Below are 24,443 nucleotides of genomic sequence, written 5' to 3' on the forward strand. Positions count from 1 at the left end.
CCTATTGTCCAACACCCCAACCCCCGCTTAGCATTCCGTTTGAGATTTCAAACGCTCGGCACCCAGGCGTCGAACACCCTGGTGCACGAATTCCTGACGGCCGCCCCCTTTTGGGGGCGCCTTTTCAACAATCAAAATTCGCAGTAAAGGGAAGCCGACATGCAGCTCAAAGACGCTCAGTTGTTCCGCCAGCAGGCCTTCATCAACGGTGAATGGCTGGATGCGGACAGCGGTCAGACCATCAAGGTGACCAACCCGGCCACCGGCGAAGTGATCGGCAGCGTGCCGAAGATGGGCGCCGCCGAGACCCGCCGCGCCATCGAGGCCGCCGACAAGGCCCTGCCGGCCTGGCGCGCACTGACTGCCAAGGAGCGTGCCGGCAAGCTGCGTCGCTGGTTCGAACTGATGATCGAGCACCAGGACGACCTGGCCCGCCTGATGACCACCGAGCAAGGCAAGCCGCTGGCCGAAGCCAAGGGTGAAATCGCCTACGCCGCCTCGTTCATCGAGTGGTTCGCCGAAGAGGCCAAGCGCGTCTACGGCGATGTCATCCCGGGCCACCAGCCGGACAAGCGCCTGATCGTCATCAAGCAGCCGATCGGCGTCACCGCTGCCATCACCCCGTGGAACTTCCCGGCCGCGATGATCACCCGTAAAGCCGGCCCGGCCCTGGCCGCCGGTTGCACCATGGTGCTCAAGCCCGCTTCGCAGACCCCGTACTCCGCCCTGGCCCTGGTCGAACTGGCCACCCGTGCCGGCATCCCGGCCGGCGTGCTGAGCGTGATCACCGGCAGCGCTGGCGAAGTTGGTAGCGAACTGACCGGCAACTCGCTGGTACGCAAGCTGTCCTTCACTGGCTCGACCGAGATCGGTCGCCAACTGATGGAAGAGTGCGCCAAGGACATCAAGAAGGTTTCCCTGGAGCTGGGCGGTAACGCGCCGTTCATCGTGTTCGACGACGCCGACCTGGACAAGGCGGTCGAGGGCGCGATCATCTCCAAGTACCGCAACAACGGCCAGACCTGCGTCTGCGCCAACCGCATCTATGTGCAGGACGGCGTCTATGATGCCTTCGCCGAGAAGCTGAAAGCCGCTGTCGCCAAGCTGAAGATCGGCAACGGCCTGGAAGAAGGCACCACCACTGGCCCACTGATCGACGGCAAGGCTGTCGCCAAGGTTCAGGAACACATCGAGGACGCCGTTGCCAAGGGTGCCAAGGTGCTGTCCGGTGGCAAGCTGATCGAAGGCAACTTCTTCGAGCCGACCATCCTCGTCGACGTGCCGAAAACCGCCGCCGTCGCCAAGGAAGAGACCTTCGGCCCGCTGGCGCCGCTGTTCCGTTTCAAGGACGAGGCCGAAGTCATCGCCATGTCCAACGACACCGAGTTCGGCCTGGCGTCGTACTTCTACGCCCGTGACATGAGCCGTGTGTTCCGTGTCGCCGAGGCCCTGGAATATGGCATGGTCGGCATCAACACCGGCCTGATTTCCAACGAAGTCGCGCCGTTCGGCGGCATCAAGGCCTCGGGCCTGGGCCGCGAAGGTTCCAAGTACGGTATCGAGGACTACCTCGAGATCAAATACCTGTGCATCAGCGTCTGATCGCCGGGTAAACGGTTTTACCTCTGCCAGCGGGGCGCGAGAGCGACGTCTCGCTGGCCTTTTTGACATAGCGGTACCCGGTGGCCAGGGCATTCGTGGCAGTCGATCAACGAATACTGTGCGCGCATGCGTCCAGCCACCCCCGAATAAAAGCGCCTGGAATGGGCGCAAATGAGGGCACTATGAGCAAGACCAACGAATCCTTGATGCAACGCCGTGTCGCCGCCGTCCCGCGTGGCGTTGGCCAGATCCACCCGATCTTCGTCGATACCGCGAAGAACTCGACGGTGATCGACGTTGAAGGCCGCGAACTGATCGACTTCGCCGGCGGCATCGCCGTACTCAACACCGGCCACCTGCACCCGAAAGTGGTCGCGGCCGTGCAAGATCAGCTGACCAAGGTCAGCCACACTTGCTTCCAGGTGCTGGCCTACGAGCCCTACGTCGAGCTGTGCGAGAAGATCAACAAGCTGGTCCCGGGCAACTTCGACAAGAAGACCTTGCTGGTGACCACCGGCTCCGAAGCCGTCGAGAACGCCGTGAAGATCGCCCGTGCCGCCACTGGCCGCGCCGGCGTGATCGCCTTCACCGGCGGCTACCACGGTCGCACCATGATGACCCTGGGCCTGACCGGCAAGGTCGTGCCGTACTCCGCTGGCATGGGCCTGATGCCCGGCGGCATCTTCCGCGCCCTGTTCCCGAGCGAGCTGCACGGTATCAGCGTCGACGACGCCATCGCCTCGGTCGAGCGCATCTTCAAGAACGACGCCGAGCCGCGTGACATCGCCGCGATCATTCTCGAGCCGGTGCAAGGCGAAGGCGGTTTCCTGCCTGCGCCAAAAGAACTGATGCAGCGCCTGCGCGCCCTGTGCGACCAGCACGGCATCCTGCTGATCGCCGACGAAGTGCAGACCGGCGCTGGCCGTACCGGCACCTTCTTCGCCATGGAACAGATGGGCGTCGCGCCTGACCTGACCACCTTCGCCAAGTCCATCGCTGGTGGCTTCCCGCTGGCCGGTGTGTGCGGCAAGGCCGAGTACATGGACGCCATCGCCCCGGGTGGCCTGGGCGGCACCTATGCCGGTTCGCCGATCGCCTGCGCCGCGGCCCTGGCCGTGATCGAAGTGTTCGAGGAAGAGCAACTGCTGGATCGCAGCAAGGCTGTTGGTGAGCGCCTGACCACCGGTCTGCGTGAAATCCAGAAGAAGCACTCGATCATCGGCGATGTCCGTGGTCTGGGCTCGATGATCGCGGTGGAAGTGTTCGAGAAGGGCACCCACACTCCAAACGCCGCCGCCGTTGCCCAGGTCGTGGCCAAGGCCCGTGACAAGGGCCTGATCCTGCTGTCCTGCGGTACCTACGGCAACGTCCTGCGCATCCTGGTGCCGCTGACCGCCGAAGACGCGCTGCTGGACAAAGGCCTGGCCATCATTGAAGAGTGCTTCGCCGAACTGGCCTGAAAAATGTGACAGGCTCCAGAAAAAAACCCGCCTCGGCGGGTTTTTTTCTGCCGCTCGCGGGCGTCAGGCGCTAAGGTTGTACGAGGATTTCGTGGAAGCTGCGATGGATCGCGCGTCATTTTCTGGAGACTCGCTCATGAGCGCTGCCGACCCCGTGCCCCCATGCGTGCTGATTGCCGAAGGCGATCCCTGGGTGCGCGACATGCTCAGCGAGATGCTGCTCAGCGTGCGTTGCGATGCACGCCTGCAGGTCTGCGCCGATGGCTCCCAGGCGCTCAGCGCGCTGGCGAGCAAGCCCGACCTGATCATCGCCGCCCGCGAACTCGCCGGCCTCGATGGCCTCGACCTGCTGCGCAAGGTACGCGCCAAGGGCGACCGCCCGGGGTTGCCGTTCATTCTCATGAGTGATCGCACCGACAGCGCCAGCGTGCGCGAGGCGGTGCCGCTGCAGCCGACCGCCTACCTGAGCAAGCCGCTCGACCTGGACAACCTGCGCAAGCGCCTGGAAAAACTGCTGCTGGAGGTGGGGGAGCAGATCGCCTGCCCGGTGCCGCCGCTGCAACCCGGAGCAACACTGCCGGCTTACCTGGAACAGCGCCGCGCCACGGCCGATGGCGGCCCGTTGTTTGCCGATGTGCAGGTGGCGGTCAAGCGCGCGCTCAACCCACAAGGCCTCAACCTCAAGGTGCTCGAGGAGGAGGTGCGCAACGACCCGCAGATCACCGGCGTGCTGATTGCCGCCGCCAACAGCGCCGCGTTGCACCGCGAGGCGCCGGTGCAGACCTTGCTGCAGGCGCTGAACAAGCTTGGCAGCACCCAGAGCATGAACCTCATCCTCGGCCTGACCCTCAAGCGCAGCGCGCGCCTCAGCGATCCGCTGCTGGCTCGGCATGCCGCGCATTATTGGGACTTGTCGCTGCACACCGCCGAATATGCCCGCACCTTGGCGCGTCTGCTCGAGGTCGACGAGGCGCTCTGTTACTGCGCAGGGCTGTTGCATTGCCTGGGCGACCTGGCCGTGTTGCGCACCCTGCAGGAGTGGCGCCTGGCAGGCGGGGAGCTGGACGAGGACCAGGTGCAGCTGTCGCTCAATGAGTTTGGCGCGCCGTTCGGCTCGGCGTTGCGCACCCGCTGGCGCTTGCCGCTTAACCTGCGCGAGTTGATCGCCGCGGTGTATCAACTGGGTGGCGGCGTGTATTCCCGCGAGATACTGGCCATGAACCTGGCAGGCCAGTTGGCCGCGCTGAAGCCCAGCCAAGGGCTGGAGAAGGTCGCCGCCAGCAAGACCGCGCGGTTGCTCAAACTCGGGCTGCCGGAGCTGTCGCGGCTGCGCAAGGTCGACCCTGAGGCGCTTGCGCGGGAGCATGCCGAGCGTGAGGCGGCAGAAGCTGCCGAGCGCGAACTGGAGGTTGCCCCGAGCGCTACGCCGGCGGCCGATACCGTGCCGCTAGAGGGCGGCGAGCGCCAGGGCTGATCAGCCATCGCTCAGGCTTGGGATCGCTCCTACAGCTATTGCGGACGCCTGTTCGTATCCAGGGAAACCCATCAGCGGTAGTTTTCCAGCCACTCCACCAACGGAATGGCAGGAAGGCTGCGGCTGAAGATGAGCTCATACAAATACCGTGGTCTGCGTTATCAGGTTTATCGTTCCCAGGCGCGAACGCTTGCCCATGAGGCATTCTCGAGAGGGAACTGTTCGCTTGGCGCCGGCGTTGACGTTGACAGGGTCCGTTTTGAACCTATCGGCAGGCGGGCTATCGAGGCTTTGCAGTATTGGGACAACCAAACCCACCATTTCCCCTGGGAGGAAGTGCCACGCTGGACTGATCGTGACCACAGAGGGCTCGATCTCTCACTGTGGTCTGCGCATGAACTCTGCGGTCTCTGCTATGCCAGTCCGCGGAGGAGCAGTCACTGCATCAAGATCATCCTGTTGGAAGGTAAGCCAGGTCCCATGAACCCACTGAGAGGCCTGGTGGCGTCGCTGTCGGTGTTGGCCATCATTGAATACGCAAGGATGCTCAGCTGTTCGCAAATAGAAATTCAGCAACCGGACCCAGGTGTCGAGCCGTGGTATTCATCGATTGGGTTCGACCGCGATCCCGCCGGGCGTCTTGTGATGCCCGTGCGAGCGACTATTCCACAAACCACTGTTCAGGTATCAGAGGTTCCCATGCGCTATTCAACAAGTTCCAGGAAGGCCGAATTGATCAGGCGATACACTGCCGAGGCTGTCGCCCTCGCAGGTGAAACGACCGACCAGCAGCGCCATATACTTGAAGTGGCATTCAAGGAGGGTCGGCAGAAAGAGCCTGAGGGGATACTGGCGGGGCCCCGTAGCGGCCCGATCGACTACGAGTGGGCCTCCAGATGAATCGAGCCCGTGGCTACGGTTAGCGCGCTCAACCTTTCACGATCTGGTTCTTGCCTTGGCGCTTGGCGCGGTACATGGCCGCGTCCGCCCGGGCGAACAGGCTATCCAGAGTCTCATCTTCATCCAGCAACCCAGTCAGCCCTTGGCTCACGGTAACCCCGTAGGTTTGCTCTCCATGGTTGAAGCTCAGGCGCTGGATCTCCCGTTGCAAGCGCTCGGCGATCTGCTCGGCGACCTGCGCGGTACAACCTGGGAACACCGCCGCGAATTCCTCGCCACCGATGCGTCCGAACAGATCGCCACGTCGTAGCACGGCCTTGCCACTGTCGGCGATACGCTGCAGCACCTGGTCACCTTCCTGGTGGCCGTAGCTATCGTTGATCTGTTTGAAATCGTCGATATCCAACAACAGGAACGCCATCGGCGTGCCGTCCTCGCGTGCACTGTCAAAAGCCAGTTGGGCGCATTCGAAGAAGTGTCGACGGTTGCTGCTCTGGGTGAGCACGTCGGTGGTGGCCAGGCGTTGCAGTTCGCCTTCGAGCTGCTTCTTTTCGGTGATGTCCTCGGCGATGCCGACGATGATCACGCGCTGCTCGCCTTCACGTTGCTGGTTGATGTAGCACTTGTCGCTCAGCCAGCGCACTTCCCCGGCGGCGTTGAGGATACGGTATTCACGGTCCTCGACGGTGCCCTTGACCAGCACCTGGGCCAGGCTGCGTTCGGCGTATTCGAGGTCGTCCGGGTAAATGGCGTCGCGCCACTCGTTGTAGTCGGCCAGCACCAGGCTGGCCGGGCGGCCAAAGATGCGCTCATAGGCGGGGCTGACATAGAGCACCTGGCGGGTCTCCCAATCGAAGGCCCAGAGCACGGCGTTGACGCTGTCGAGCAGCGAGCTGTACAGCTGCTCGCGCTCGCTCAGCCGCGCCACCTCGCCTTGGGCGTGCAAAAGGGCGAGCAGGGTCTGGGCAGCTTCGGGGCGGGCGGTAGCGGATTGCGTGGGTGGAAGGTCTTTGGCCATGAGCACGGAACGTTTCTCGACGATGGGCGTGCGGCCACGGACCGGCCCGCCACGCGGGCGATGTGCCGAATTTGAGTCGAGCGCAGGGGGGGAAGTTCCGGTCGGCATGCCCCGTTGCGGGGCATGCCGATCAACGGCGGTCAGGCGCCGTTGGGGCGCAGCGAGTAGGTCTTGAGTTGCGCGGCGAAGTCACGCAGTGACTGAATGCCACTGGCCTCGGCCTCGTGGACCCAGTCTTTCATGGCGGCGAGCATGTCGTGGCCGTTGGCGCTGGTACGTGCCCAGATCTGCTGCAGTGCCAGGCGCTTTTCGTAGATGGTCTTGAGCGCTTGGCTGTGGGCCAGCATGGACTCGATACGCAGGTGATGGCGATCCTGGAGCAGGCTGGTTTCGCGCGACAGCAGGCGCTTGGCGCGGCGGAAGCGGTGGCGCACCGAGGTGTCGACCTTGTCCAGCTCCTGTTTCACCAGCGGTGCGATCACCAGCTTGCGGTACTGGGCCATGATCTGGAAACGGTTGTTGAGGATGGCCATGGCGGTGTCCATGTCCAGCGAGGCCTTGCCTTCGACTCGATGGGCGATGGGCGCCACGCGCTGCACCTTGGCCAGGCGCAACAGGCTCAGCAGGCGGATCCACATCCAGCCGATGTCGAACTCCCAGCGGCGTACCGACAGCTTGGCCGAGTTGGGGTAGGTGTGATGGTTGTTATGCAGCTCTTCGCCGCCAATGATGATGCCCCAGGGCACCAGGTTGGTGGCGGCGTCGCGGCATTCGAAGTTGCGGTAGCCAACCGCATGGCCCAGGCCATTGACCACGCCAGCGGCCCAGAACGGAATCCACATCATCTGGATGGCCCAGATGGTGATGCCGATGGTGCCGAACAGCAGCAGGTCGATCACCGCCATCAGGGCAATGCCGCCGAGCTTGTAGCGGCTGTAGAGGTTGCGCTCGATCCAGTCGTCCGGGCAGTTCTTGCCGTAGATGCGCAAGGTTTCTTCGTTGCGCGCCTCTGCGCGGTACAGTTCCGCGCCCTTGCGCAGCACGGTGCCCAAGCCCTTGTGCACCGGGCTGTGCGGGTCGTCCGGGGTTTCGCACTTGGCGTGGTGCTTGCGGTGGATGGCGGTCCACTCGCGGGTATTCTGCGCCGTGGTCAGCCACAGCCAGAAACGGAAGAAATGCTTGAGGCCCGCGTTCAACTCCAGGGCGCGGTGAGCCGAGTAGCGGTGCAGGTAGAGGGTGACGCTGACGATGGTGACATGGGTCAGCAGCAGGGTGACGGCGACCAGTTGCCAGGCCGACAAGTCGAGTAAACCGTAGTACCACATAACGGGAAAGACCCTCGGGAAACAGGGGGAAACAGCGCTCGCATTATCCCTTTGCGGGGAAATAAAACCAGTCGCCCTTTTTGATAGGAGGTCACAGGGTGTTTCAGCCCTTATAATGCCCCTTCCTTTTTCATGGGCTCATCCACCCGACATGTCTGTTTCCGTTCGCGACGCCTTGCGCATGGCCGGGCTCTATGTGGTGCTTTCAATCCTCTGGCTGGTCCTGTCGGAAATGGTCCTGCACGGCATGACCGAAGACCCCTTGGCGCTCACCGTGGGGCGGCAGATCAACGTGGTGGTCTGGGTGCTGCTCAGCGCCTTGCTGATTTTCGTTTCGCGCGCCCGGCTGTTGAACTTCATCGGCGTCGGCGCGCGCCTGCGCAGCGAGGACCGTGAGCGCCTGCGCATGGCCGCGGCGGTGTTCGATAGCACCCTGGAAGGGGTGCTGGTGACTGATCGCAACGGCCTGATCGTGCACGTCAACCGGGCCTTCATGCGCATCACCGGGTACCAGCAGGATGAGGTCATCGGGCAGCGCCCGAGCAAGTTCAAGTCCGGTCGCCACGGTGCGCCGTTCTACCAGCAGATCTACGCGGCCTTGGCTGACAAGGGCGAGTGGAGCGGAGAAATCTGGAACCGACGCAAAAGTGGCGAAATCTACCCGCAGTGGCAGACGATTTGCGCCATCCGCGACGATAGCGGCGCTCTCAGCCACTATGTGGCGGTGTTCAGCGACATCAGTGCGATCAAGCACAGCGAGGAGGAACTGGCCTACCTCGCCCATCACGACCCGCTGACCGGCCTGCCCAACCGCCTGCTGTTCAATGACCGGGTCGAACAGGCGCTGACCGCGGCACAGGCCAACAAGCGCGGCTGCGCCCTGCTGCTGCTCGACCTCGATCACTTCCAGAGCATCAATGATGGCCTTGGCCACACCATTGGCGACCAACTGCTCAAGCTGGTGGGCGAACGCCTGCGCGAGTTGCTGGGCAACGGCGTGACCCTGGCGCGCCTTGGTGGCGACGAATTCGCCGTGCTGGCCGAGAACTGCCAGCAGGTCGGCCAGGCCGGCAAGCTGGCGCAGACCATCATCGAGCGGTTGAAGGAACCCTTCTGCTTCGACGGCAACCGCCTGTTCATCAGTGTCAGTATCGGCATCAGCCTGTTCCCCAGCGACGCGCTCAGTGGCGAGCAGTTGCTGCGCAACGCCGACTCGGCGCTGTTCAAGGCCAAGAGCAATGGCCGCGCCTGCTACGCGTTGTACACCGAGGAACTCACTGCCCACGCCCAGCAGCGGGTGGAGACGGCCGGCGAGCTGCGTCGGGCCCTGGAGCAGCAGGAACTGCGGGTATTCTTCCAGCCGGTGCACGATCTGTTCACCGCGCGCATGGTCGGGGTCGAGGCGCTGGTACGCTGGCAGCACCCCCAGCGCGGCCTGGTACCGCCCGGCGAGTTCATCCCCATCGCCGAGCGCACCGGGCTGATCGCCGAGATCGATGCCTGGGTGCTGCGCCAGGCTTGTCGGCAGATGGTGCAGTGGCAAACCGAAGGGCGGCAGTTGTCCTTTGTCGCGGTGAACATTTCCAGCCGCCTGTTCAGCCAGCGCGACTTGTACCGGCAGGTGGCGGATGTGCTTAACGACAGCGGCCTGGACCCGGCGCTGCTGGAGCTGGAGGTGACCGAAAGCGCGGTGATGGAAGACCCGGAGGTGGCGCTGGAGCAGTTGCACCGCTTGCGTGAACTGGGCTTGAGCCTGGCCATCGACGATTTCGGCACCGGCTATTCGTCGTTGCTGCGGCTCAAGCGCCTGCCGGTGCAGAAGCTCAAGATCGACCAGGGCTTCGTTGCCGGCCTGCCGTGCGACGAGGATGACATCGCCATTGTCCGGGTCATCATCGCCCTGGCCCGCAGCATGGGCATGCAGGTGCATGCCGAAGGTATCGAGCAGGCCGAGCAAGCGCGCTTCCTGTTGGAGCAGCAGTGCCAGATGGGGCAGGGGTACTGGTTTGGCAGGCCGGTGCCGGCTCAACAGCTGCACTGGGGGTGACACGCCTCCTGTAGGCGCCAGCCTTGCTGGCGAACCAGGCGACGCGTTGCCTGGCACCGGCTGTGCCGGTGTTCGCGGGCAAGCCCGCTCCCACAGCAATTGCGACAGCTTGAGGAGCGCAGGCAAGACAGCCGCTCCCACGGTTGATCGTGGGAGCGGGCTTCAACGCTTGTTCAAGCCTTTGGCCAGACGGTCGCCACCCAGCTGGATCACCGCCACCAACGCCACCAGCATCACGATCACCGTCAGCATGATCTGGCTGTCGAAGCGCTGGTAGCCGTACCGGTAGGCAATATCCCCCAGCCCGCCGGCGCCGATTGCCCCGGCCATGGCCGACGAGTTGATCAGCGTCACCAGGGTGATGGTGAAGCCGCCGACGATCCCCGGCAGCGCCTCGGGCAGCAGAACATGCCAGACGATGTGCCAGCGCCGGCAGCCCATGGCCTGGGCCGCTTCGATCAATCCGTGATCGACTTCGCGCAGGCTGACCTCGGCGATCCGTGCGAAGAACGGAGTCGCGGCGATGGTCAGTGGCACCACGGCGGCCCAAACGCCATAGGTGGTGCCGACCACCAGGCGGGTGAAGGGAATCAGCGCGACCATCAGGATCAGGAACGGGATCGAGCGGAACAGATTGACGACGGCGCCGAGCACGCGGTTGAGCGTGGGGGCCTCGAAGATCCCGCCCTTGTCGCTGGTGACCAGCAGCACCGCCATCGGCACCCCGACCAGCAGCGCCACCAGCGAAGACACGCCCACCATCAGCAAGGTGTCCAGCAGGCCTTGCAACAGACGATCAATCCACATGGCCAAGGACCTCCACGTTGGCGGCCCAGCGTCGGGCGCGCAGTTCAAGCTGATGGCTGTCCAGCGGCGAGCCGCGCACCGCCAGCACCAGTTGGCCGAGGGCATGCTCGCCGATGGTTTCGACTCCGCCCTGGAGCAGTCGCACCTGCCCGCCCAGGTCGGCGAACAGCGCGCTCAGATCGGGCTCACCGACCAGGGTGAGCTTCAGCACCACGGCCGCGTCGCGGTTGCCTGGCTGGGGCCGCAGGCTGGCCTGCAAGGCCGCTGGCAAGCGGGTCTGCAACGGCGCCAGCAGGGTTTGGGTGACCGTATGGCGTGGCGCGCCGAATACCTGCCAGACCTCGCCCTGCTCGACCACCTCGCCCCGTTCGAGCACCACCACGCGCTGGCAGATGTCGCGGATCACCGCCATCTCATGGGTAATCAGCACCACGGTCAGGCCCAGGCGCTGGTTGATGGCGCGCAGCAGTTCGAGGATCGCGGCGGTGGTTTCCGGGTCCAGCGCCGAGGTGGCCTCGTCGCACAGCAGGATCTCGGGGTCATGCACCAGCGCCCGGGCGATACCGACGCGCTGCTTCTGGCCGCCGGACAACTGCGCCGGATAGACATGATGTTTTTCTGCTAGCCCGACCAGCTCCAGCAGTTCGCGTACCTTGCGCTGGCGCTCGGGCTTGGCGATGCCAGCTACCTTCAGCGGCAACTCGACGTTCTGCCACACGGTCTTGGCCGACATCAGGTTGAAGTGCTGGAAGATCATGCCGATGCGCCGGCGCAGGGCTACCAGGCGTTCCTCGTCGAACGGCGCGATGTCTACCTGGTCGATCAGCACCCGGCCCTGACTGGGCTGTTCCAGGCGGTTGATGGTGCGCAGCAGAGACGACTTGCCGGCGCCGCTGCGACCGATGATGCCGAAGATCTCGCCCCGGCGGATGTTCAGGTCGATCCCCTGCAGCGCGGCGTGGGTCTGGCCCGGGTAGGTCTTGCCCAGGCCGACGAAGCGGATATGGGCCTGGTTCACCTCCGGGCGTAGCGCCTGTTCGGTCGCCCGCGGCGTTTGTGTGGGCGGGAGGGGCGCCCTGAGGGCGCTGGCCTGGCTCACGTCAGCCTTCCCAGCCGGCCTGGTAGAGGCTGCCATGGGCCTTGTCCAGGGCGGCTCGCACGACCGGCGAATGCTGGTAGATGTCGACGAACTTGGCCAGGCGTGGGTCGTTCTTCTCCTGCGGGCGGATGACGAACTGGATCACGTACTCCTTGTTTTCCAGGCCATCGAACAGCAGCGCCGAGGTGGCGTCGAAAGTGTTGGCCAGGCGGATGTACGCAGGGTAGCCCTGGACCAGGTCGGCGTCGTCATAGGCACGTACCAGTTGCACCGCCTCGACCTGGAGAATCCTGATCTTCTTCGGGTTGGCGACGATGTCGTCCTCGGTGGCCTTGTAGCCCACGCCCGGCTTGAGGCTGATCAGCCCAGCCTTGGCCAGCAATTGCAGGCCCCGACCGCTGTTGATCGGGTCGTTGGCGATGGCCACGCTGGCGCCTTCGGGCAGATCGTTGAAGCTTTTGTATTTTTTCGAGTACAGGCCGACGTTGTTGATGATGCCCGGTGCGTAGGGCACCAGGTCGAAGCCGGCGGCGGCCTTGGCGTTTTCCAGGAACGGGATGTGCTGGAAGTAGTTCACGTCGATATCGCCGCTGTTGAGGCTGACATTGGGCGCGATCCAGTCGCTGAACTCGATCAGCTTCACTTCCAGGCCCTGTTTGTGGGCCTCCGCCACCGCGGCTTCCAAGGGAATGGCGAAGGCGGCGGTGGTGCCGATCTTCAGCGGTTCGGCGGCGAAGGCGGCGGCGGACAGGCCGAGGCCCAGGGCGATGGCCGCAACGGGCCGGAACAGTTTCTCAAGCATGGTGCAGGGCTCCAGTCGGGGCAGGGGTCGGATGGCGGTAGGCGGCGCCGGGGTGGTCGGCGGGCAGGAGGGCCTGGGCGCCGTCGAACAGCTTCTGGCGCAGGCTGCCGTGGCGGTAGGCGGTCTTGTAGCGCCCGCGGCGTTGCAGCTCGGGCACCACCAGGTCGATGAAGTCCTCGTAGCTTTCCGGGGTGACGGTGCGGGTCAGGTTGAACCCGTCCAGGCCGGTTTCATCGATCCAGCTGATCAGTTGCTTGGCGACCTGTTCGGGGTTGCCCACCAGGGTCACGTAGCGCCCGCCCAGGGCGTGCTGCTCGAGCAGGCGGCGGCGGGTCCAGGCGCTCTCCTGCAACTGGCGGGTGGCGGACTGGATGGCGTTGCCCTTGGCAAAACCTATGGGTTCGTCCAGCGCATAGCGCGAGAAGTCGATGCCGGTGGAGCTGGCGAAGTGCGCCACGCCGGCTTCTGCGCTGGCATAGCGCAGGTATTCGGCGTGCTTGGCGCGGGCCTGCTCCTCGGTCGGGGCGACGATCACGGTGATGCCCATGAACACCTTGAGCGCCTGGGGATCGCGCCCGGCGGCCTTGGCGGCGGCGCGCACCTTGTCGACCTGGGCGCGGGTCGCCGCCTGGTCCTGGCCACTGATGAACACGCACTCGGCATGCTGGCCGGCGAAGGCCAGGCCGCGTGGCGAGCTGCCCGCCTGGAACAGCACTGGAGTGCGCTGCGGCGAGGGTTCGCACAGGTGATAACCCTCGACCTTGTAGAACTCGCCGTGGTGTTCGACCTTGCGCACCTTGTCTGGCCGCGCGTACACGCGTTGCTCGCGGTCGGCGACCACGGCGTCGTCGGCCCAGCTGCCTTCGAGCAGCTTGTACAGCACCTGCAGGTATTCGTCGGCCTGGTCGTAGCGGCGGTCGTGCTCGGGTTGCTGCGCCAGGCCCATGGCCCGGGCGGCGCTGTCGAGGTAGCCGGTGACGATGTTCCAGCCGACCCGGCCATTGCTCAGGTGGTCGAGGGTGGAGAGGCGCCGGGCGAACAGGTAGGGCGCCTCGTAGGTGAGGTTGGCGGTGAGGCCGAAGCCCAGGTGCTTGGTCACCGCCGCCATGGCCGAGACCAGCAGCAGTGGATCGTTGACCGGCAACTGGATCGACTCCTTGAGCGTCACCTCCAGCGATTGCCCGTAGACATCGTAGGTGCCGACGATATCGGCGATGAACAGCCCGTCGAACAGGCCGCGTTCGAGCAGGCGGGCGAGGTCGGTCCAGTAGTCCAGGGTCTTGTACTGGGTCGAGGTGTCCCGTGGGTGGGTCCACAGGCCGTGGTTGATATGCCCGATGCAGTTCATGTTGAAGGCATTGAGCAGGATTTCCTTGGCCATCAGATGGTCCCCCGGCGCGGCGGCTTCTCGTCGTTGAGGTAGTAGTTGCCGATGGCGTGGTACTTCCAGCGCACCGGGTCGTGCAGGGTGTGCACCCGGGCGTTGCGCCAGTGGCGGTCGAGGTTGTGCTCGGCCAGGGTGGCCTGGCTGCCGGCCAGCTCGAACAGGCTGGTGCCGGCGGCGAGCGAGATTTCGGTACTGATCGCCCGGGCCTCGGCCACGGCGATGGAGGCGGCGGCCAGGGTCTCGGCGTTGCTGTCGGCCTGGGCAGCGTCGAGGATTTCGCCGGCACGTTCGAGCAGGGCTTCGGCGGCATGCAGGCGGATTGCCAGGTGGCCGAAGCTCTTCAGGGTCAGCGGATCGTCGCTGGCCTTGTCCAGGCCCGAGTCGATCCAAGGTCGGCTGCGGCTGCGCACGAAGTGCAGGGCGTCTTCGAAGGCGGCGCGGGCGATGCCGGTGTCGATGGCGGCGTGGAGGATCTGCGCCAGCGGGCCGACCGTGGTCGGACGCTCGAAGGCGCTCTGGAACGGCACGACGTCCTCGGCGCGGACGAACACGTTGTCGAAGATCACCGAGCCGCTGCCGGTAGTGCGCTGGCCGAAGCCGCTCCAGTCGTCGATCACCTTGATACCTGGCGTATCGGCGGGCACGAAGGCCAGGTGCGAAACGCCCTGTTCGTCGATCACCAGGGTCGGGATGCGCTGCGCGTACAGGGCGCCGGTGCAGTAGAACTTGCGGCCATCGATGCGGTAATGGTCGCCGTCGCGGCTCAGGCGGGTGGTGCGTTCATGAGCGTTCTTGGTACCGATCTCGGCCAGTGCGTTGCCGAAGCGCTGGCCGGCGAGGACTTCTGCGTACAGGCGTTGCTGTTGTTGCGGGGTGCCGTTCACCCGCAGCACTTCCAGGGCGTAGAAGTGGTTTTGCGGGATTTGCCCGATCGAGGCGTCGGCCTGGGCGATACGCGCGACGACCTTGGCCAGGGTGGCATTGGACACGTCGGCGCCGCCGAAGGCCTTGGGCACGCTGATGCCCCATAGGCCGGACTGCACGAAATGGTCGAGCTCGGCATGCGGCAGGCGGCGTTCGCGGTCGCGCAGGGCGCTGTCCTGGCGCAGGTGTTGGGCCAGTTCGTCGGCGACGGCCAGGGCCTGGGCGTCGGTGGTGATGATGGATGCAGTCATTTTGCTCTCCGGAGCCTGGGGACGCCGTGCGCCTCTTCGCGGGTAAACCCGCTCCCACAGGTACAGCGCTGTTATCGGAATCGGTGCGATCCCTGTGGGAGCGGGTTTACCCGCGAAGGGCTGCGCAGCAGCCCCAGGGCTCGAAATCAGATCCAGGAATGGCGGGCCGGCAGGGTGCCGTTGAGGTAGTAGGCGCCGACGGCGTGGTACTTCCAGCGCACCGGGTCGTGCAGGGTGTGCACCCGGGCGTTGCGCCAGTGCCGGTCAAGGTTGAACTCGGCCAGGCTGGCGCGGCTGCCGGCCAGCTCGAACAGCTTCTCGCTGGCCTGCAGGGCGATCTCGGTGGTGAGCACCTTGGCTTCGGCAACGGCAATCGAGGCCCGGGCCGCGGCGGCGGCATCGATCACGCCGGCGTTCACTTCGTCGAGCACCTTGGCGGCCTTGCGCAGCAGCGCTTCGGCGGCATGCAGATCGAGCTTGAGGCGGCCGATGTCGGCGATCACATAGGGGTCGTCGCTGTTACGCTCGACCTTGGCCTCGATCCAGGGCCGGGACTTTTCCTTGACGAAGTGGATGGCATCGTCGATGGCCGCCTCGGCGATACCGGCGTCGATGGCCGCCTGGATCAGCTGCGAAGCGGCGCCCTGGATGCTGGGTGCGCCACCCAGGCGCCAGTTATCCACAACCAGGTCGGCGTCCACCGGCACCTGGTCGAGCAACACGGTGCCGCTGGCGGTGGTGCGTTGGCCGAAACCGGACCAGTCGTCGACGATACGCAGCCCCGGGCTGCCGCGGCGCACCAGCGCCAGGCGCTGGCGCCCTTCGTCGTCCAGCGCCTTGACCGCCACCCAGTGGGCGAACAGGGCGCCGGTGGAATAGAACTTTTCGCCGCTGATGCGATAACCATCGCCGTCGTGGGTGATGCGCGCCTTGAGCGTCAGGGTGTCCTTGGTGCCGCGCTCGGGCCCGGCGTTGCCGATGCGCCAGCCGTCGAGCACGGCGCGGAAGATCGCTTCCTGCTGGGCCTCGGTGGCGGTCAGGCGGATCAGTTGCAAGAGGCCGAACTGGTTCTGGGGGATCTGTCCCAGCGCCGGGTCGGCGGCGCTGATCAGGCGGAACACCTCGGCGATGGTGACGAACGACACCTCGGGGCCGCCGTAGGCCTTGGGCACGCTGATGCTGCCCAGGCCGCTGCGGGTGAACTGTTCGATTTCGGCCCAGGGCAGCTTGCGCTGCTGGTCGCGCTTGGCCGCCTGCTGACGGGCCACCTGGGCCAGCTCGCGGGCGGCCTGCAGGGCTTCTTCGTCGTTGCGCAGCACCTTGGCCGGCAGCAGCAGCGGCGAGCTGTCGATATCGCTGTGGAATTGGGTAGTTGGCTGGCTGGACATCAGTACCGCTCCTTGGCTGCACTCAATGCCCTGGCGTTGGCCACTGGGGTGATTGTGATCCTGACCATTCCTTACCTCACAAAGTGAAAAACGTCGCCTCAGCTGACGGCGACAGACATTTGCTGGTCCGGTGGTCCGGTCTATATACCCTATTCGTTTAGAAAAAGTTTATGAACTACCGTTTAGGAATATGGATAGAAGTGTACCCGTCGTGGGAGCGGGCTAGCCCTGGGCTTTCAGCGTTGTTGCAAAGATCGCCGGGGCCGCTTTGCGGCCCTTTCCGACCGGTCCGACGCCTCGGCAAGGCCGCTCCTTGTATCTCGACTTTCGCCTCCCTAGAGGCGAAAGTTCTCGACTGATCATCGAGGGAAGGCCTTGAAGCAGAGCCGCTCCAAGGGCATCAAGCCCGCACTGTAGATAACGCTCTGGTCTTCCAACCCCACTCGACGAGTTCGAACGGTATCTAGTGCCCGCCCCCGGCGTGAGCACGCATTAACAAGGTTGAACTGAGTGTAGGGTGATCGACTTTCGTAGTTTGAAGGAGGAGATCATGTCCGTCTTTGTTGGCGTTGATGTCGCCAAAAAATCTTTCGACATTGCCATCCCGCTCCCCAATGGCAAGATGCGCACCAAAGCCAAGCTGTCCAATGATCCTGGAGGGTTCAGGCAGTTTAGCGACTGGCTTGAGCGCCATGCTGAACCAGGCGCCTGGATTGTTATGGAGGCTACAGGCATCTATCACGAAGCGCTGGCCGAGCACTGTCACAACCAAGGTTATCGGGTGTGCATTCTGAACCCGGCGGTGATTGCGAAATTCGCTGACGTGGAGCTTCGGCGCGTCAAAACAGATAAGGCTGACGCCAAAGTCATTGCTGCCTATGGCCAACAAAAGGCTGTCTCGCTTCGCCAGTGGGAGCCTGAGCCCCCTGCGCAGCGCCGCTTGCGTGCTCTGGTGCGGCGACTGGACGACCTCAAGGAAATGCGCCAGATGGAGCAGAATCGTTTGGATGTCGCACTAGATGCGGTACAGCAGTCGATTCAAGACGTAATCGGGCACATCAACGAAGAGCTGGAAAAGACCAGGAAGGCCATCGAGCAGACGATCGATGATGATCCAGACCTGCGCAAGCGACGTGAGCTGATTACCTCGATTGATGGTTTGGGTGACACCACTGCTACGTTGCTGCTCGCCGAACTGGGCGATCCACTGAAATACCAAAGCCCTTCTGCGATTGTCGCGTTTTCAGGCTTAAACCCAGTGGTGCAGCAATCGGGAGAGTTCATAGGTAAGAGCACTATTTCGCGTACAGGCGCCTCAAGGCTGCGTGCAGGCTTGTGGATGTCAGGCACTGTCTCAATCAGACATAACCCTGTTGTGAAGGAACTGGCAGAGCGGTTGAGCAGCCGGCACAAAGCTTACAAACAGATCGTCTGCGCGGCGATGCGCAAGCTGCTGCACCTGGTTTACGGGGTGGTGAAGTCGGGGATACCGTTTGACCCCAAAATCCCTCTTGCGGGGTGAGGGTCAAGACGGTATCTACAGAGATCACGCCAGTTGAGAGGTCTCAGCAAGACAGTTGCTCTTACGTTGTATGGCGTTACCGGATCGTCACCACCAGCTTGCCCACCGCTTGGCGCTGCGCCAGGCGTTCGATCGCCGCGCCGCCCTCGGCCAGTGCAAAGGTCTGCGACACCAGCGGTTTCAATTTACCTTCGGCATGCCAGGCGAACAGCTGGTGGAAGTTGGCCGCGTTGTCCTGTGGCTGGCGCTGGGCGAACGCGCCCCAGAACACCCCGATCACCGCCGCGCCCTTGAGCAGCGCCAGGTTCACCGGCAATTGCGGGATGCTGCCGCTGGCAAAGCCCACCACCAGCAACCGCCCATTCCAGGCCAGCCCGCGCACCGCCTGGTCGAACAGCGCGCCGCCAACCGGGTCGTAGACCACGTCGACGCCCTGGCCACCGGTCAGGCGCTTGATCTCGTCCTTGAGGCTGGCCTGGCTGTAGTCGATCAGCTCGTCGGCCCCGGCGGCCTTGGCGATGGCCAGTTTCTCGGCGCTGCTGGCCGCAGCGATCACCCGTGCGCCCAGGGCCTTGCCGATTTCCACCGCCGCCAGGCCGACGCCACCGGAGGCACCGAGCACCAGCAGGGTCTCGCCGGCCTTGAGCTGGCCGCGCTGGGTGAGGGCGTGCATCGAGGTGCCGTAGGTCATGCCGAAGGCGGCAGCGCTGGTGAAGTCCATGCCTTGCGGAATCGGCAGCACGTTGTAGAACGGCACCGCCACTTGCTCGGCGAAGGCGCCCCAGCCGGTCAGGGCCATGACCCGGTCGCCGACCTTGAAGGCGCCGGCCTTCTCGCCGACCGCCGTCACCACGCCGGCGGCTTCGCCTCCCGGCGAGAACGGCAGCGGCGGCTGGAACTGGTACTTGCCTTCGATGATCAGGGTGTCGGGGAAGTTGACCCCGGCGGCATGCACATCGATCAGCACGTCATTCTTTTTCGGCGTCGGCGCGGCGACCTCATCCAGGACCAGGTCCCGCGCTGGGCCCAGGGCTTTGCACAACAAGGCTTTCATCAGGGCTATTCCTTTGCGTGTGGTGGCCGATAAGTGTAGGAGGGCGGCCCCGAGGGTCAACGAGCATGGCCCGCCCTGATGCACCGGCATAAGCCCGGGCTTGGGTTTGGCCGGCGCGCTGGGTAAGCTGGCGCCAACTGTATTGAGGAGCGAATTCGTGAAAGCGTGGATCTTGATGGTGCTGGCCCTGATGCTGCCAGTGGCGGCGATGGCCGAGGAAAAGGAAGGCGAGCCCAAGGTGGCCTATATCACCCTCAGCCCACCCTTCGTTGGCAACTATGCCCTCGATGGCACCCCCAAGCTGCGGGTGTACAAGGCTGATGTCGCCCTGCGCGTGACCGGCGATGCCGCCGCCGCTGCGGTCAAGCACCACGAGCCGCTGATCCGCAACCAGCTGGTGGCGCTGTTCACCCAGCAAGGCGTGGACAACATGAGCAACGTCGAGGCCAAGGAAAAACTGCGCCAGGAAGCCCTGAAGCAGGTGCAGCAGGTGATGGAGTCCGAAGAGGGCAAGCCGATTGTCGAGGACCTGCTGTTCAACAACCTGATCGTGCAGTGATCACGAGGCGAGGCTGCGGCGAAAACGCGCCAGGGCCACGCCAAAGAACACCAGGCCGATCACGGCCAGGGCCAGGACATCTGGCCACACCACGCTCAGCCCGGCGTCGCGGAACAGGATCGCCGCGCCGAGGCTGACGAAGTGGGTCGAGGGCGAGCCCTGCATGACCCACTGCAGCCACTGCGGCATGCTGTCCAGCGGCGTGCTGCCGCCCGAGAGCAACAGCATCGGGATGATCACCGGGATCGCCAGCAGGCCGAACTGCGGTGTCGAGCGCGCCAAGGTGGCAAGGAAGATGCCCAGCGCCGTGCTGGCGAACAGGTACAGCGCGGTCACCCCCAGGAACAGCCCCAGGGAGCCGGCCAGCGGCACCCCCAACGCCCCCTTGACCACCACCTCCAGCGAAACCCAGGTGCACAGCACCACCACCAGGGCGTTGCTGGCGATCTTCGCCAGCATGATTTCCAGCGCCGTCAATGGCAGCACCAGCAGGTGGTCGAGGGTGCCGTGCTCGCGCTCGCGCAGCAGCGCGGTGCCGGTGAGGATGATGGCCAGGATGGTGATGTTGTTGACGATCTGGATCACCGCGAGGAACCAGCCACCCTCCAGGTTGGGGTTGAACAGCGCCTTGGGATTGAGCGAGACCGGGCTCTGCGCCGCGTCGCGGTTGGCGTACTCGAGCAGTTCGCGCTCGAAGATCCGGCCGATGTAGCCGGCGCCCATGAATGCCTGGCTCATGGCCGTAGCGTCGACATTGACTTGCAGCTCCGGCGAGCGTCCGGCCAGCAGGTCGGCCTGGAAGTTCACCGGCACGTTGATCACGAAGGTGTACTGGCCGCTGTCCATGGCCTGGTCCAGGCGCTCGGCGGGCAGGGCCGCGGCGGGTTGGAACTCCGGCGCTTGCAGCGCCTCGGCGAGCTTGCGCGAGACGGCGCTGTGGTCTTCGTCGACCACCGCCACGCTAGCGTTGTGCACGCCGATCACCGAGCCTGCCGCGGGCATGTAGATCGCCACGCTGAAGGCGTACAGCAGGAACAGCAGCAGCACGCTGTCGTGGCGCAGGCTGGTCAGCTCCTTAAGGCCCAGGCGCAGGGTGTGGGCGAGGCGACGCATGTCAGGCCTCCTGCTTTTTCAGCATGACCAGGCTCAGCCCGGTGAACGCAGCGAAGAAACCCAGCAGCGCCAGGCACTGCGGCCATAGTTCACGTAGGCCCAGGGCCTTGGTGAAGGTGCCGACGGCGATGTCGAGGAAGTAGCCGGCCGGGAACAGCTGGCCCATCAACGCCGCCGCACCTTCCAGCGACGAGCGCGGCACGATCAGCCCGGAGAACTGGATGGTCGGCAGGCTGGTGAGGATCATGGTGCCGAGGATCGCGGCAATCTGCGTGCGGGTGAACGCCGAGATCAGCAGGCCCAGGCTGGTGGTCGCCAGCAGATAGGCCAGGCCGCCGCAGGCCAGGGCCAGCGGGCTACCCTTGAGCGGCACGCCGAACAGCCAGCGGTTCATCGCCACCAGCAGCGCCAGGTTGACCAGGCTCACCGCCAGGTATGGCGCCTGCTTGCCGAGCAGGAACTCCAGGCGGGTCAGGGGCGTGGCGTAGAAGTTGGTGATCGAGCCCAGCTCCTTCTCGCGGACGATGCCCAGGGCGGTGAGCATGGCCGGGATGAATGCCAGGATCAGCGCCATCACCCCAGGGCCGATGGCGTTCACGCTGACCACGTCCTGGTTGTAGCGAAAACGGGTTTCCAGGCGCACCGGTTGCTGGCGCGCGAGGGGGTGGGGGCTGAGCGCCGCAAGTTGCTCGAGGTTGGCCTGGTGCACGGCCTCGACGTAATTGCGGCTGGTCTCGGCGCGGAACGGCATGCCGCCGTCGAGCCAGGCGGCCACCACCGGTTGGCGTCCGGCGTGCAGGTCGCGGCCGAAGCCCGGCGGGATCTCCAGGGCGAGCTTGATTTCCGAGCGTTGCAGGCGTTGGTGCAACTGGCGGGCATCGCGGATCGGCGGTTGCTCGGCGAAATACCGTGAGCCACGGAAGGCTTCCAGGTAGGCACGGCTTTGCGGGCTCTGGTCCTGGTCGTAGACGGCAAAGGCCAGGTTCTCGACATCCAGCGAGATGCCGTAGCCGAAGATCACCATCATGAACAGCGCACCGAGCAGGGCGAAGGCCAGGCGCACTTTGTCGCGCAGCAGTTCCTTGCCCTCGCGGCTGGCCACCGCCAACAGGCGGCGCAGGCTGAAGCCCTGGCGCAGCACTGGAGTATCGCCGGACTGCTGCCCTAGCGTGCTGGCAGGCTGGGGCGCGGGTGTTGCTTCCTGGGCCTGCTCCAGGCAGGTGACGAAAGCGTCCTCCAGGGTTGCGCCGCCGAACTGGCGCTGTAACGCCTGCGGCGTGTCGCAGGCCAGCACCCGGCCCGCATGCATCAGTGAGATGCGGTCGCAGCGCAGGGCCTCGTTCATGAAGTGGGTGGACAGGAAGATGGTCACCCCCTGGTCGCGGGACAGCTCCACCAACAGCCGCCAGAAATCGTCGCGAGCCGCCGGGTCGACGCCCGAGGTCGGCTCGTCGAGGATCAGCACCTCCGGGCGGTGCAGTACCGCGACCGCCAGCGACAGGCGCTGGCGCAGGCCCAGGGGCAAGGCGCCGGATGGCTGGTCGGCGATGGCGCCAAGGTCGAAGCGTTCGATCAGCTCGGCGATGCGCGGGGCGCTGTCGGCCTTGGCCAGGTCGAACAGGCGTGCATGCAGTTCGAGGTTCTGCCGGGTGCTCAGCTCACCGTAGAGCGAGAAACTCTGGGACATGAACCCGACCCGCTTGCGCGTGGCCAGGTCAGCCGCATCCACCGGGCGGCCGAGCAGGCTGGCGCTGCCCTCGCTGGCCGGCATCAGGCCGGTCAGCACCTTCATGGTGGTGGTCTTGCCGCAGCCGTTGGAGCCGAGGAAACCGAAGATTTCGCCACGGCCAATGGCGAAGCTGACCTTGTTCACCGCGGTGAAGGCGCCGAAGCGCAGGGTCAGGTCGTGGGCTTCGATGGAGATCGGGCCATCTTCGGTCGGGCGCGGCGGAATGCGTAGCGGCTCGGGCTGGTCGCGGCCGGCGCCTTGGAAATGGGTGAAGGCATCGTCAAGCTTGCCACTGGGGGTGACCGTGGCCAGGTCGCGACTGAGCCCTGCGGCCAGCAGGCGGCCAGCGTCGAGCATCAGGCAGTGCTCGAACTGTTCGGCCTCTTCCATGTAGGCGGTGGCCACCAGCAGGGTCAGCTGCGGGCGTTGGCTGCGTACCTGCTCCACCAGCTCCCAGAAGCGCCGCCGCGACAGCGGATCGACGCCGGTGGTCGGCTCGTCGAGGATCAGCAGGTCCGGCTCGTGGATCAGCGCGCAGCACAGGCCGAGCTTTTGCTTCATGCCGCCGGACAGCTTGCCTGCCGGGCGCTCGGCGAAGCGCGCCAGGTCGGTGGCCTGCAGCAGGCCGGCCATGCGCTGCTCGCACTCGGCGCGGCCAAGACCGAACAGGGTGGCGAAGAAGCGGATGTTCTCGGCGATCGACAGTTCCGGGTAAAGATTGTTGCCCAGCCCCTGGGGCATGAAGGCCACCTTGGGGTACAGCACGGTGCGGTGGCGGCGTTGGCGAATCGAACCACCCAGTACTTGCAGTTCGCCCTGTTGCAGGCGCTTGACCCCGGCAATCAGGCCGAGCAGGGTCGACTTGCCGGCGCCGTCCGGGCCGATCAGGCCGCAACGGGTTCCGGCCGGCAGGCTGAAGGCGACATCCTGCAAAGCCTGGAGCGTGCCGTAGCGGTGGTGAATGCCGCTGGCCAGCAGCGCGGGGGCAACGGTGGTCATTGCAGGTTGGCCGGCCAGTCCACCTCGGCGGTGCGCACATAGCCGGCCCCGGGCATGCCCGGCTTGGCCTGGGGCACGGCGCTGGGGTCGGTAAGGCGCAGTTTGACCCGGAACACCAGTTTCTGCCGTTCGTCACGGGTCTCGACCTGTTTCGGGGTGAACTGCGCCTTGGCCGCGACGAACGCTATCTTGGCCGGCAGCGCCTGGTCGGGCAGGGCGTCGAGGACGATGCGCGCCTGGGCGCCAACGGTGAGCCGGCCGGTGGTCGAGGCGGGCAGGTAGAGGTTCATGTACTGGTCGCTGGGGTCGATCAGCATCAGCACCCGACCGCCAGCGCCAAGCACTTCGCCAGGCTCGGCCAGGCGTAGCTGGATGATGCCGTCGATGGGCGCGCGCAGGCTGCTGTCGTCGATCTCGCTGGTGAGCTGCGCCACCTGGGCCTCGGCGGCACCGATGGCGGCCTTGATCGCCGCTAGCTGGGCGCGGGCGGCCTGCACCGCGGCGCCGGCTGTGTCGTAGCGGGCTTGTTGCTGGTCGAGCAGTTGCTGGCTGGCGAACTTGCGCTGGAAAATCTCGCGTACCCGCTTGAGCTCCTGACTGGCCAGCAACAGCTCGCTCTGGCGCAACTGCACGCTGGCCTGGGCGGCGGCGTAGTTTTCGCGGGCGCGCAGCACTTCGGCCTCGGCCTGGCTGCGCTGGGCTTCCATGGTCCGGGTATCGATGCGGGCCAGCAGCTGGCCGCGGGCGACCTTGTCGCCCTCGTCGACCAGCACCTCGGCCAGGCGGCCGGGGACCTTGGTGGCGATCTGCACTTCGGTGGATTCGAGGCGCCCGTTGCCCATGCTCAGGCCTTCGGGCAGGCGGTCGTGAAGGGATTTCCAGTAGCCCAGCCCGCCTGCCGCCAACAGCAGCAACACCAAGGCACAAGCGAAGATTCTGGGGGCTTTGCGGTTCATCGGTCTGCATCCTGCTGCTTGCACGCC

Annotated in this window: 19 protein-coding genes; 7 read left to right on the forward strand and 12 right to left on the reverse strand. The window is 65.1% G+C overall.

Features of this window, described 5'->3' with window-relative positions; genetic code table 11:
• Positions 1-159 precede the first annotated feature (159 nt).
• The 4 genes from gabD (at position 160) to HU772_RS00960 (ending at position 5,436) form a co-directional block, all read left to right on the forward strand.
• Positions 160-1,602, forward strand: coding sequence for an NADP-dependent succinate-semialdehyde dehydrogenase (gabD, locus tag HU772_RS00945; protein WP_046853707.1), 1,443 nt, complete (start codon positions 160-162; stop codon positions 1,600-1,602).
• Positions 1,603-1,784: 182 nt separating this feature from the next.
• A complete protein-coding gene (gene gabT / locus HU772_RS00950; protein ID WP_186662615.1) occupies positions 1,785-3,062 on the forward strand; it encodes a 4-aminobutyrate--2-oxoglutarate transaminase in 1,278 nt (425 codons plus the stop codon).
• Between the two features lie 136 nt (positions 3,063-3,198).
• Positions 3,199-4,536 (forward strand): response regulator, encoded by a 1,338-nt coding sequence (locus HU772_RS00955; protein ID WP_225923080.1) that lies wholly within the window; start codon positions 3,199-3,201, stop codon positions 4,534-4,536.
• A gap of 480 nt (positions 4,537-5,016) precedes the next feature.
• Complete coding sequence (locus HU772_RS00960; protein ID WP_186662614.1) at positions 5,017-5,436, forward strand: hypothetical protein; 420 nt, start codon at positions 5,017-5,019, stop codon at positions 5,434-5,436.
• Positions 5,437-5,464: 28 nt separating this feature from the next.
• On the opposite strand, the gene HU772_RS00965 is transcribed toward HU772_RS00960, so the two are convergent.
• Both HU772_RS00965 and desA read right to left on the reverse strand, forming a co-directional pair.
• Positions 5,465-6,454, reverse strand: coding sequence for a GGDEF domain-containing protein (locus tag HU772_RS00965; RefSeq protein WP_186662613.1), 990 nt, complete (start codon positions 6,452-6,454; stop codon positions 5,465-5,467).
• A 140-nt stretch (positions 6,455-6,594) separates the two neighbouring features.
• Complete coding sequence (desA, locus tag HU772_RS00970) at positions 6,595-7,779, reverse strand: delta-9 fatty acid desaturase DesA (RefSeq protein ID WP_186662612.1); 1,185 nt, start codon at positions 7,777-7,779, stop codon at positions 6,595-6,597.
• Between the two features lie 151 nt (positions 7,780-7,930).
• On the opposite strand from desA, the gene dibA reads away from it, so the two are divergent.
• Positions 7,931-9,826: a phosphodiesterase DibA gene (gene dibA / locus HU772_RS00975; RefSeq protein ID WP_186662611.1), complete on the forward strand. Its 1,896-nt coding sequence runs from the start codon at positions 7,931-7,933 to the stop codon at positions 9,824-9,826.
• A 162-nt stretch (positions 9,827-9,988) separates the two neighbouring features.
• On the opposite strand, the gene HU772_RS00980 is transcribed toward dibA, so the two are convergent.
• The 6 genes from HU772_RS00980 to HU772_RS01005 form a co-directional block, all read right to left on the reverse strand.
• Entirely contained in the window at positions 9,989-10,633 is a 645-nt protein-coding gene (locus HU772_RS00980; protein ID WP_186662610.1) for a methionine ABC transporter permease, read from the reverse strand.
• Positions 10,623-11,732: a methionine ABC transporter ATP-binding protein gene (locus HU772_RS00985; protein WP_225923081.1), complete on the reverse strand. Its 1,110-nt coding sequence runs from the start codon at positions 11,730-11,732 to the stop codon at positions 10,623-10,625. The genes HU772_RS00980 and HU772_RS00985 overlap by 11 nt, the downstream gene beginning before the upstream one ends.
• Position 11,733: 1 nt before the next feature.
• Positions 11,734-12,534, reverse strand: a complete 801-nt coding sequence (locus tag HU772_RS00990; protein WP_186662608.1) for a MetQ/NlpA family ABC transporter substrate-binding protein — start codon at positions 12,532-12,534, stop codon at positions 11,734-11,736.
• The gene (locus HU772_RS00995) at positions 12,527-13,915 is read right to left on the reverse strand and encodes an LLM class flavin-dependent oxidoreductase (protein ID WP_186662607.1); all 1,389 of its coding nucleotides are present in this window, start codon (positions 13,913-13,915) and stop codon (positions 12,527-12,529) included. Before HU772_RS00995 ends, HU772_RS00990 begins: the two co-directional genes overlap by 8 nt.
• On the reverse strand, positions 13,915-15,096 hold the full coding sequence (locus HU772_RS01000) for an SfnB family sulfur acquisition oxidoreductase (protein ID WP_186662606.1): 1,182 nt from the start codon (positions 15,094-15,096) through the stop codon (positions 13,915-13,917). The genes HU772_RS00995 and HU772_RS01000 overlap by 1 nt, the downstream gene beginning before the upstream one ends.
• A gap of 146 nt (positions 15,097-15,242) precedes the next feature.
• Entirely contained in the window at positions 15,243-16,484 is a 1,242-nt protein-coding gene (locus HU772_RS01005) for an SfnB family sulfur acquisition oxidoreductase (protein ID WP_186662605.1), read from the reverse strand.
• Positions 16,485-17,034: 550 nt separating this feature from the next.
• On the opposite strand from HU772_RS01005, the gene HU772_RS01010 reads away from it, so the two are divergent.
• Entirely contained in the window at positions 17,035-18,006 is a 972-nt protein-coding gene (locus HU772_RS01010; protein ID WP_217858722.1) for an IS110 family RNA-guided transposase, read from the forward strand.
• Positions 18,007-18,082: 76 nt separating this feature from the next.
• On the opposite strand, the gene HU772_RS01015 is transcribed toward HU772_RS01010, so the two are convergent.
• Positions 18,083-19,060, reverse strand: a complete 978-nt coding sequence (locus HU772_RS01015) for an NADPH:quinone oxidoreductase family protein (protein ID WP_186654144.1) — start codon at positions 19,058-19,060, stop codon at positions 18,083-18,085.
• A 157-nt stretch (positions 19,061-19,217) separates the two neighbouring features.
• Between HU772_RS01015 and HU772_RS01020 the strand changes: the two genes are divergently transcribed.
• Positions 19,218-19,619, forward strand: coding sequence for a flagellar basal body-associated protein FliL (locus HU772_RS01020; protein ID WP_186654141.1), 402 nt, complete (start codon positions 19,218-19,220; stop codon positions 19,617-19,619).
• On the opposite strand, the gene HU772_RS01025 is transcribed toward HU772_RS01020, so the two are convergent.
• Genes HU772_RS01025 through HU772_RS01035 form a run of 3 tightly spaced genes read right to left on the reverse strand, consistent with a single transcriptional unit; the run spans position 19,620 to position 24,416 of the window.
• Positions 19,620-20,732 (reverse strand): ABC transporter permease, encoded by a 1,113-nt coding sequence (locus HU772_RS01025; RefSeq protein WP_186654139.1) that lies wholly within the window; start codon positions 20,730-20,732, stop codon positions 19,620-19,622.
• 1 nt (position 20,733) lies between these two features.
• The gene (gene rbbA / locus HU772_RS01030) at positions 20,734-23,460 is read right to left on the reverse strand and encodes a ribosome-associated ATPase/putative transporter RbbA (protein ID WP_186654136.1); all 2,727 of its coding nucleotides are present in this window, start codon (positions 23,458-23,460) and stop codon (positions 20,734-20,736) included.
• Positions 23,457-24,416, reverse strand: a complete 960-nt coding sequence (locus HU772_RS01035; protein ID WP_186654133.1) for an HlyD family secretion protein — start codon at positions 24,414-24,416, stop codon at positions 23,457-23,459. The genes rbbA and HU772_RS01035 overlap by 4 nt, the downstream gene beginning before the upstream one ends.
• Between the last annotated feature and the right edge of the window lie 27 nt (positions 24,417-24,443).

The organism is Pseudomonas xantholysinigenes (assembly GCF_014268885.2).
Taxonomy (GTDB): Bacteria; Pseudomonadota; Gammaproteobacteria; order Pseudomonadales; family Pseudomonadaceae; genus Aquipseudomonas; species Aquipseudomonas xantholysinigenes.

Bases quoted from the DNA above. Each gene is read 5' to 3' on its own strand.
- gabD (WP_046853707.1), top strand. From the start codon at position 160: ATGCAGCTCAAAGACGCTCAGTTGTTCCGCCAGCAGGCCTTCATCAAC.
- gabT (WP_186662615.1), top strand. From the start codon at position 1,785: ATGAGCAAGACCAACGAATCCTTGATGCAACGCCGTGTCGCCGCCGTC.
- HU772_RS00955 (WP_225923080.1), top strand. From the start codon at position 3,199: ATGAGCGCTGCCGACCCCGTGCCCCCATGCGTGCTGATTGCCGAAGGC.
- HU772_RS00960 (WP_186662614.1), top strand. From the start codon at position 5,017: ATGAACCCACTGAGAGGCCTGGTGGCGTCGCTGTCGGTGTTGGCCATC.
- HU772_RS00965 (WP_186662613.1), bottom strand. From the start codon at position 6,454: ATGGCCAAAGACCTTCCACCCACGCAATCCGCTACCGCCCGCCCCGAA.
- desA (WP_186662612.1), bottom strand. From the start codon at position 7,779: ATGTGGTACTACGGTTTACTCGACTTGTCGGCCTGGCAACTGGTCGCC.
- dibA (WP_186662611.1), top strand. From the start codon at position 7,931: ATGTCTGTTTCCGTTCGCGACGCCTTGCGCATGGCCGGGCTCTATGTG.
- HU772_RS00980 (WP_186662610.1), bottom strand. From the start codon at position 10,633: ATGTGGATTGATCGTCTGTTGCAAGGCCTGCTGGACACCTTGCTGATG.
- HU772_RS00990 (WP_186662608.1), bottom strand. From the start codon at position 12,534: ATGCTTGAGAAACTGTTCCGGCCCGTTGCGGCCATCGCCCTGGGCCTC.
- HU772_RS00995 (WP_186662607.1), bottom strand. From the start codon at position 13,915: ATGGCCAAGGAAATCCTGCTCAATGCCTTCAACATGAACTGCATCGGG.
- HU772_RS01000 (WP_186662606.1), bottom strand. From the start codon at position 15,096: ATGACTGCATCCATCATCACCACCGACGCCCAGGCCCTGGCCGTCGCC.
- HU772_RS01005 (WP_186662605.1), bottom strand. From the start codon at position 16,484: ATGTCCAGCCAGCCAACTACCCAATTCCACAGCGATATCGACAGCTCG.
- HU772_RS01010 (WP_217858722.1), top strand. From the start codon at position 17,035: ATGTCCGTCTTTGTTGGCGTTGATGTCGCCAAAAAATCTTTCGACATT.
- HU772_RS01015 (WP_186654144.1), bottom strand. From the start codon at position 19,060: ATGAAAGCCTTGTTGTGCAAAGCCCTGGGCCCAGCGCGGGACCTGGTC.
- HU772_RS01025 (WP_186654139.1), bottom strand. From the start codon at position 20,732: ATGCGTCGCCTCGCCCACACCCTGCGCCTGGGCCTTAAGGAGCTGACC.
- rbbA (WP_186654136.1), bottom strand. From the start codon at position 23,460: ATGACCACCGTTGCCCCCGCGCTGCTGGCCAGCGGCATTCACCACCGC.
- HU772_RS01035 (WP_186654133.1), bottom strand. From the start codon at position 24,416: ATGAACCGCAAAGCCCCCAGAATCTTCGCTTGTGCCTTGGTGTTGCTG.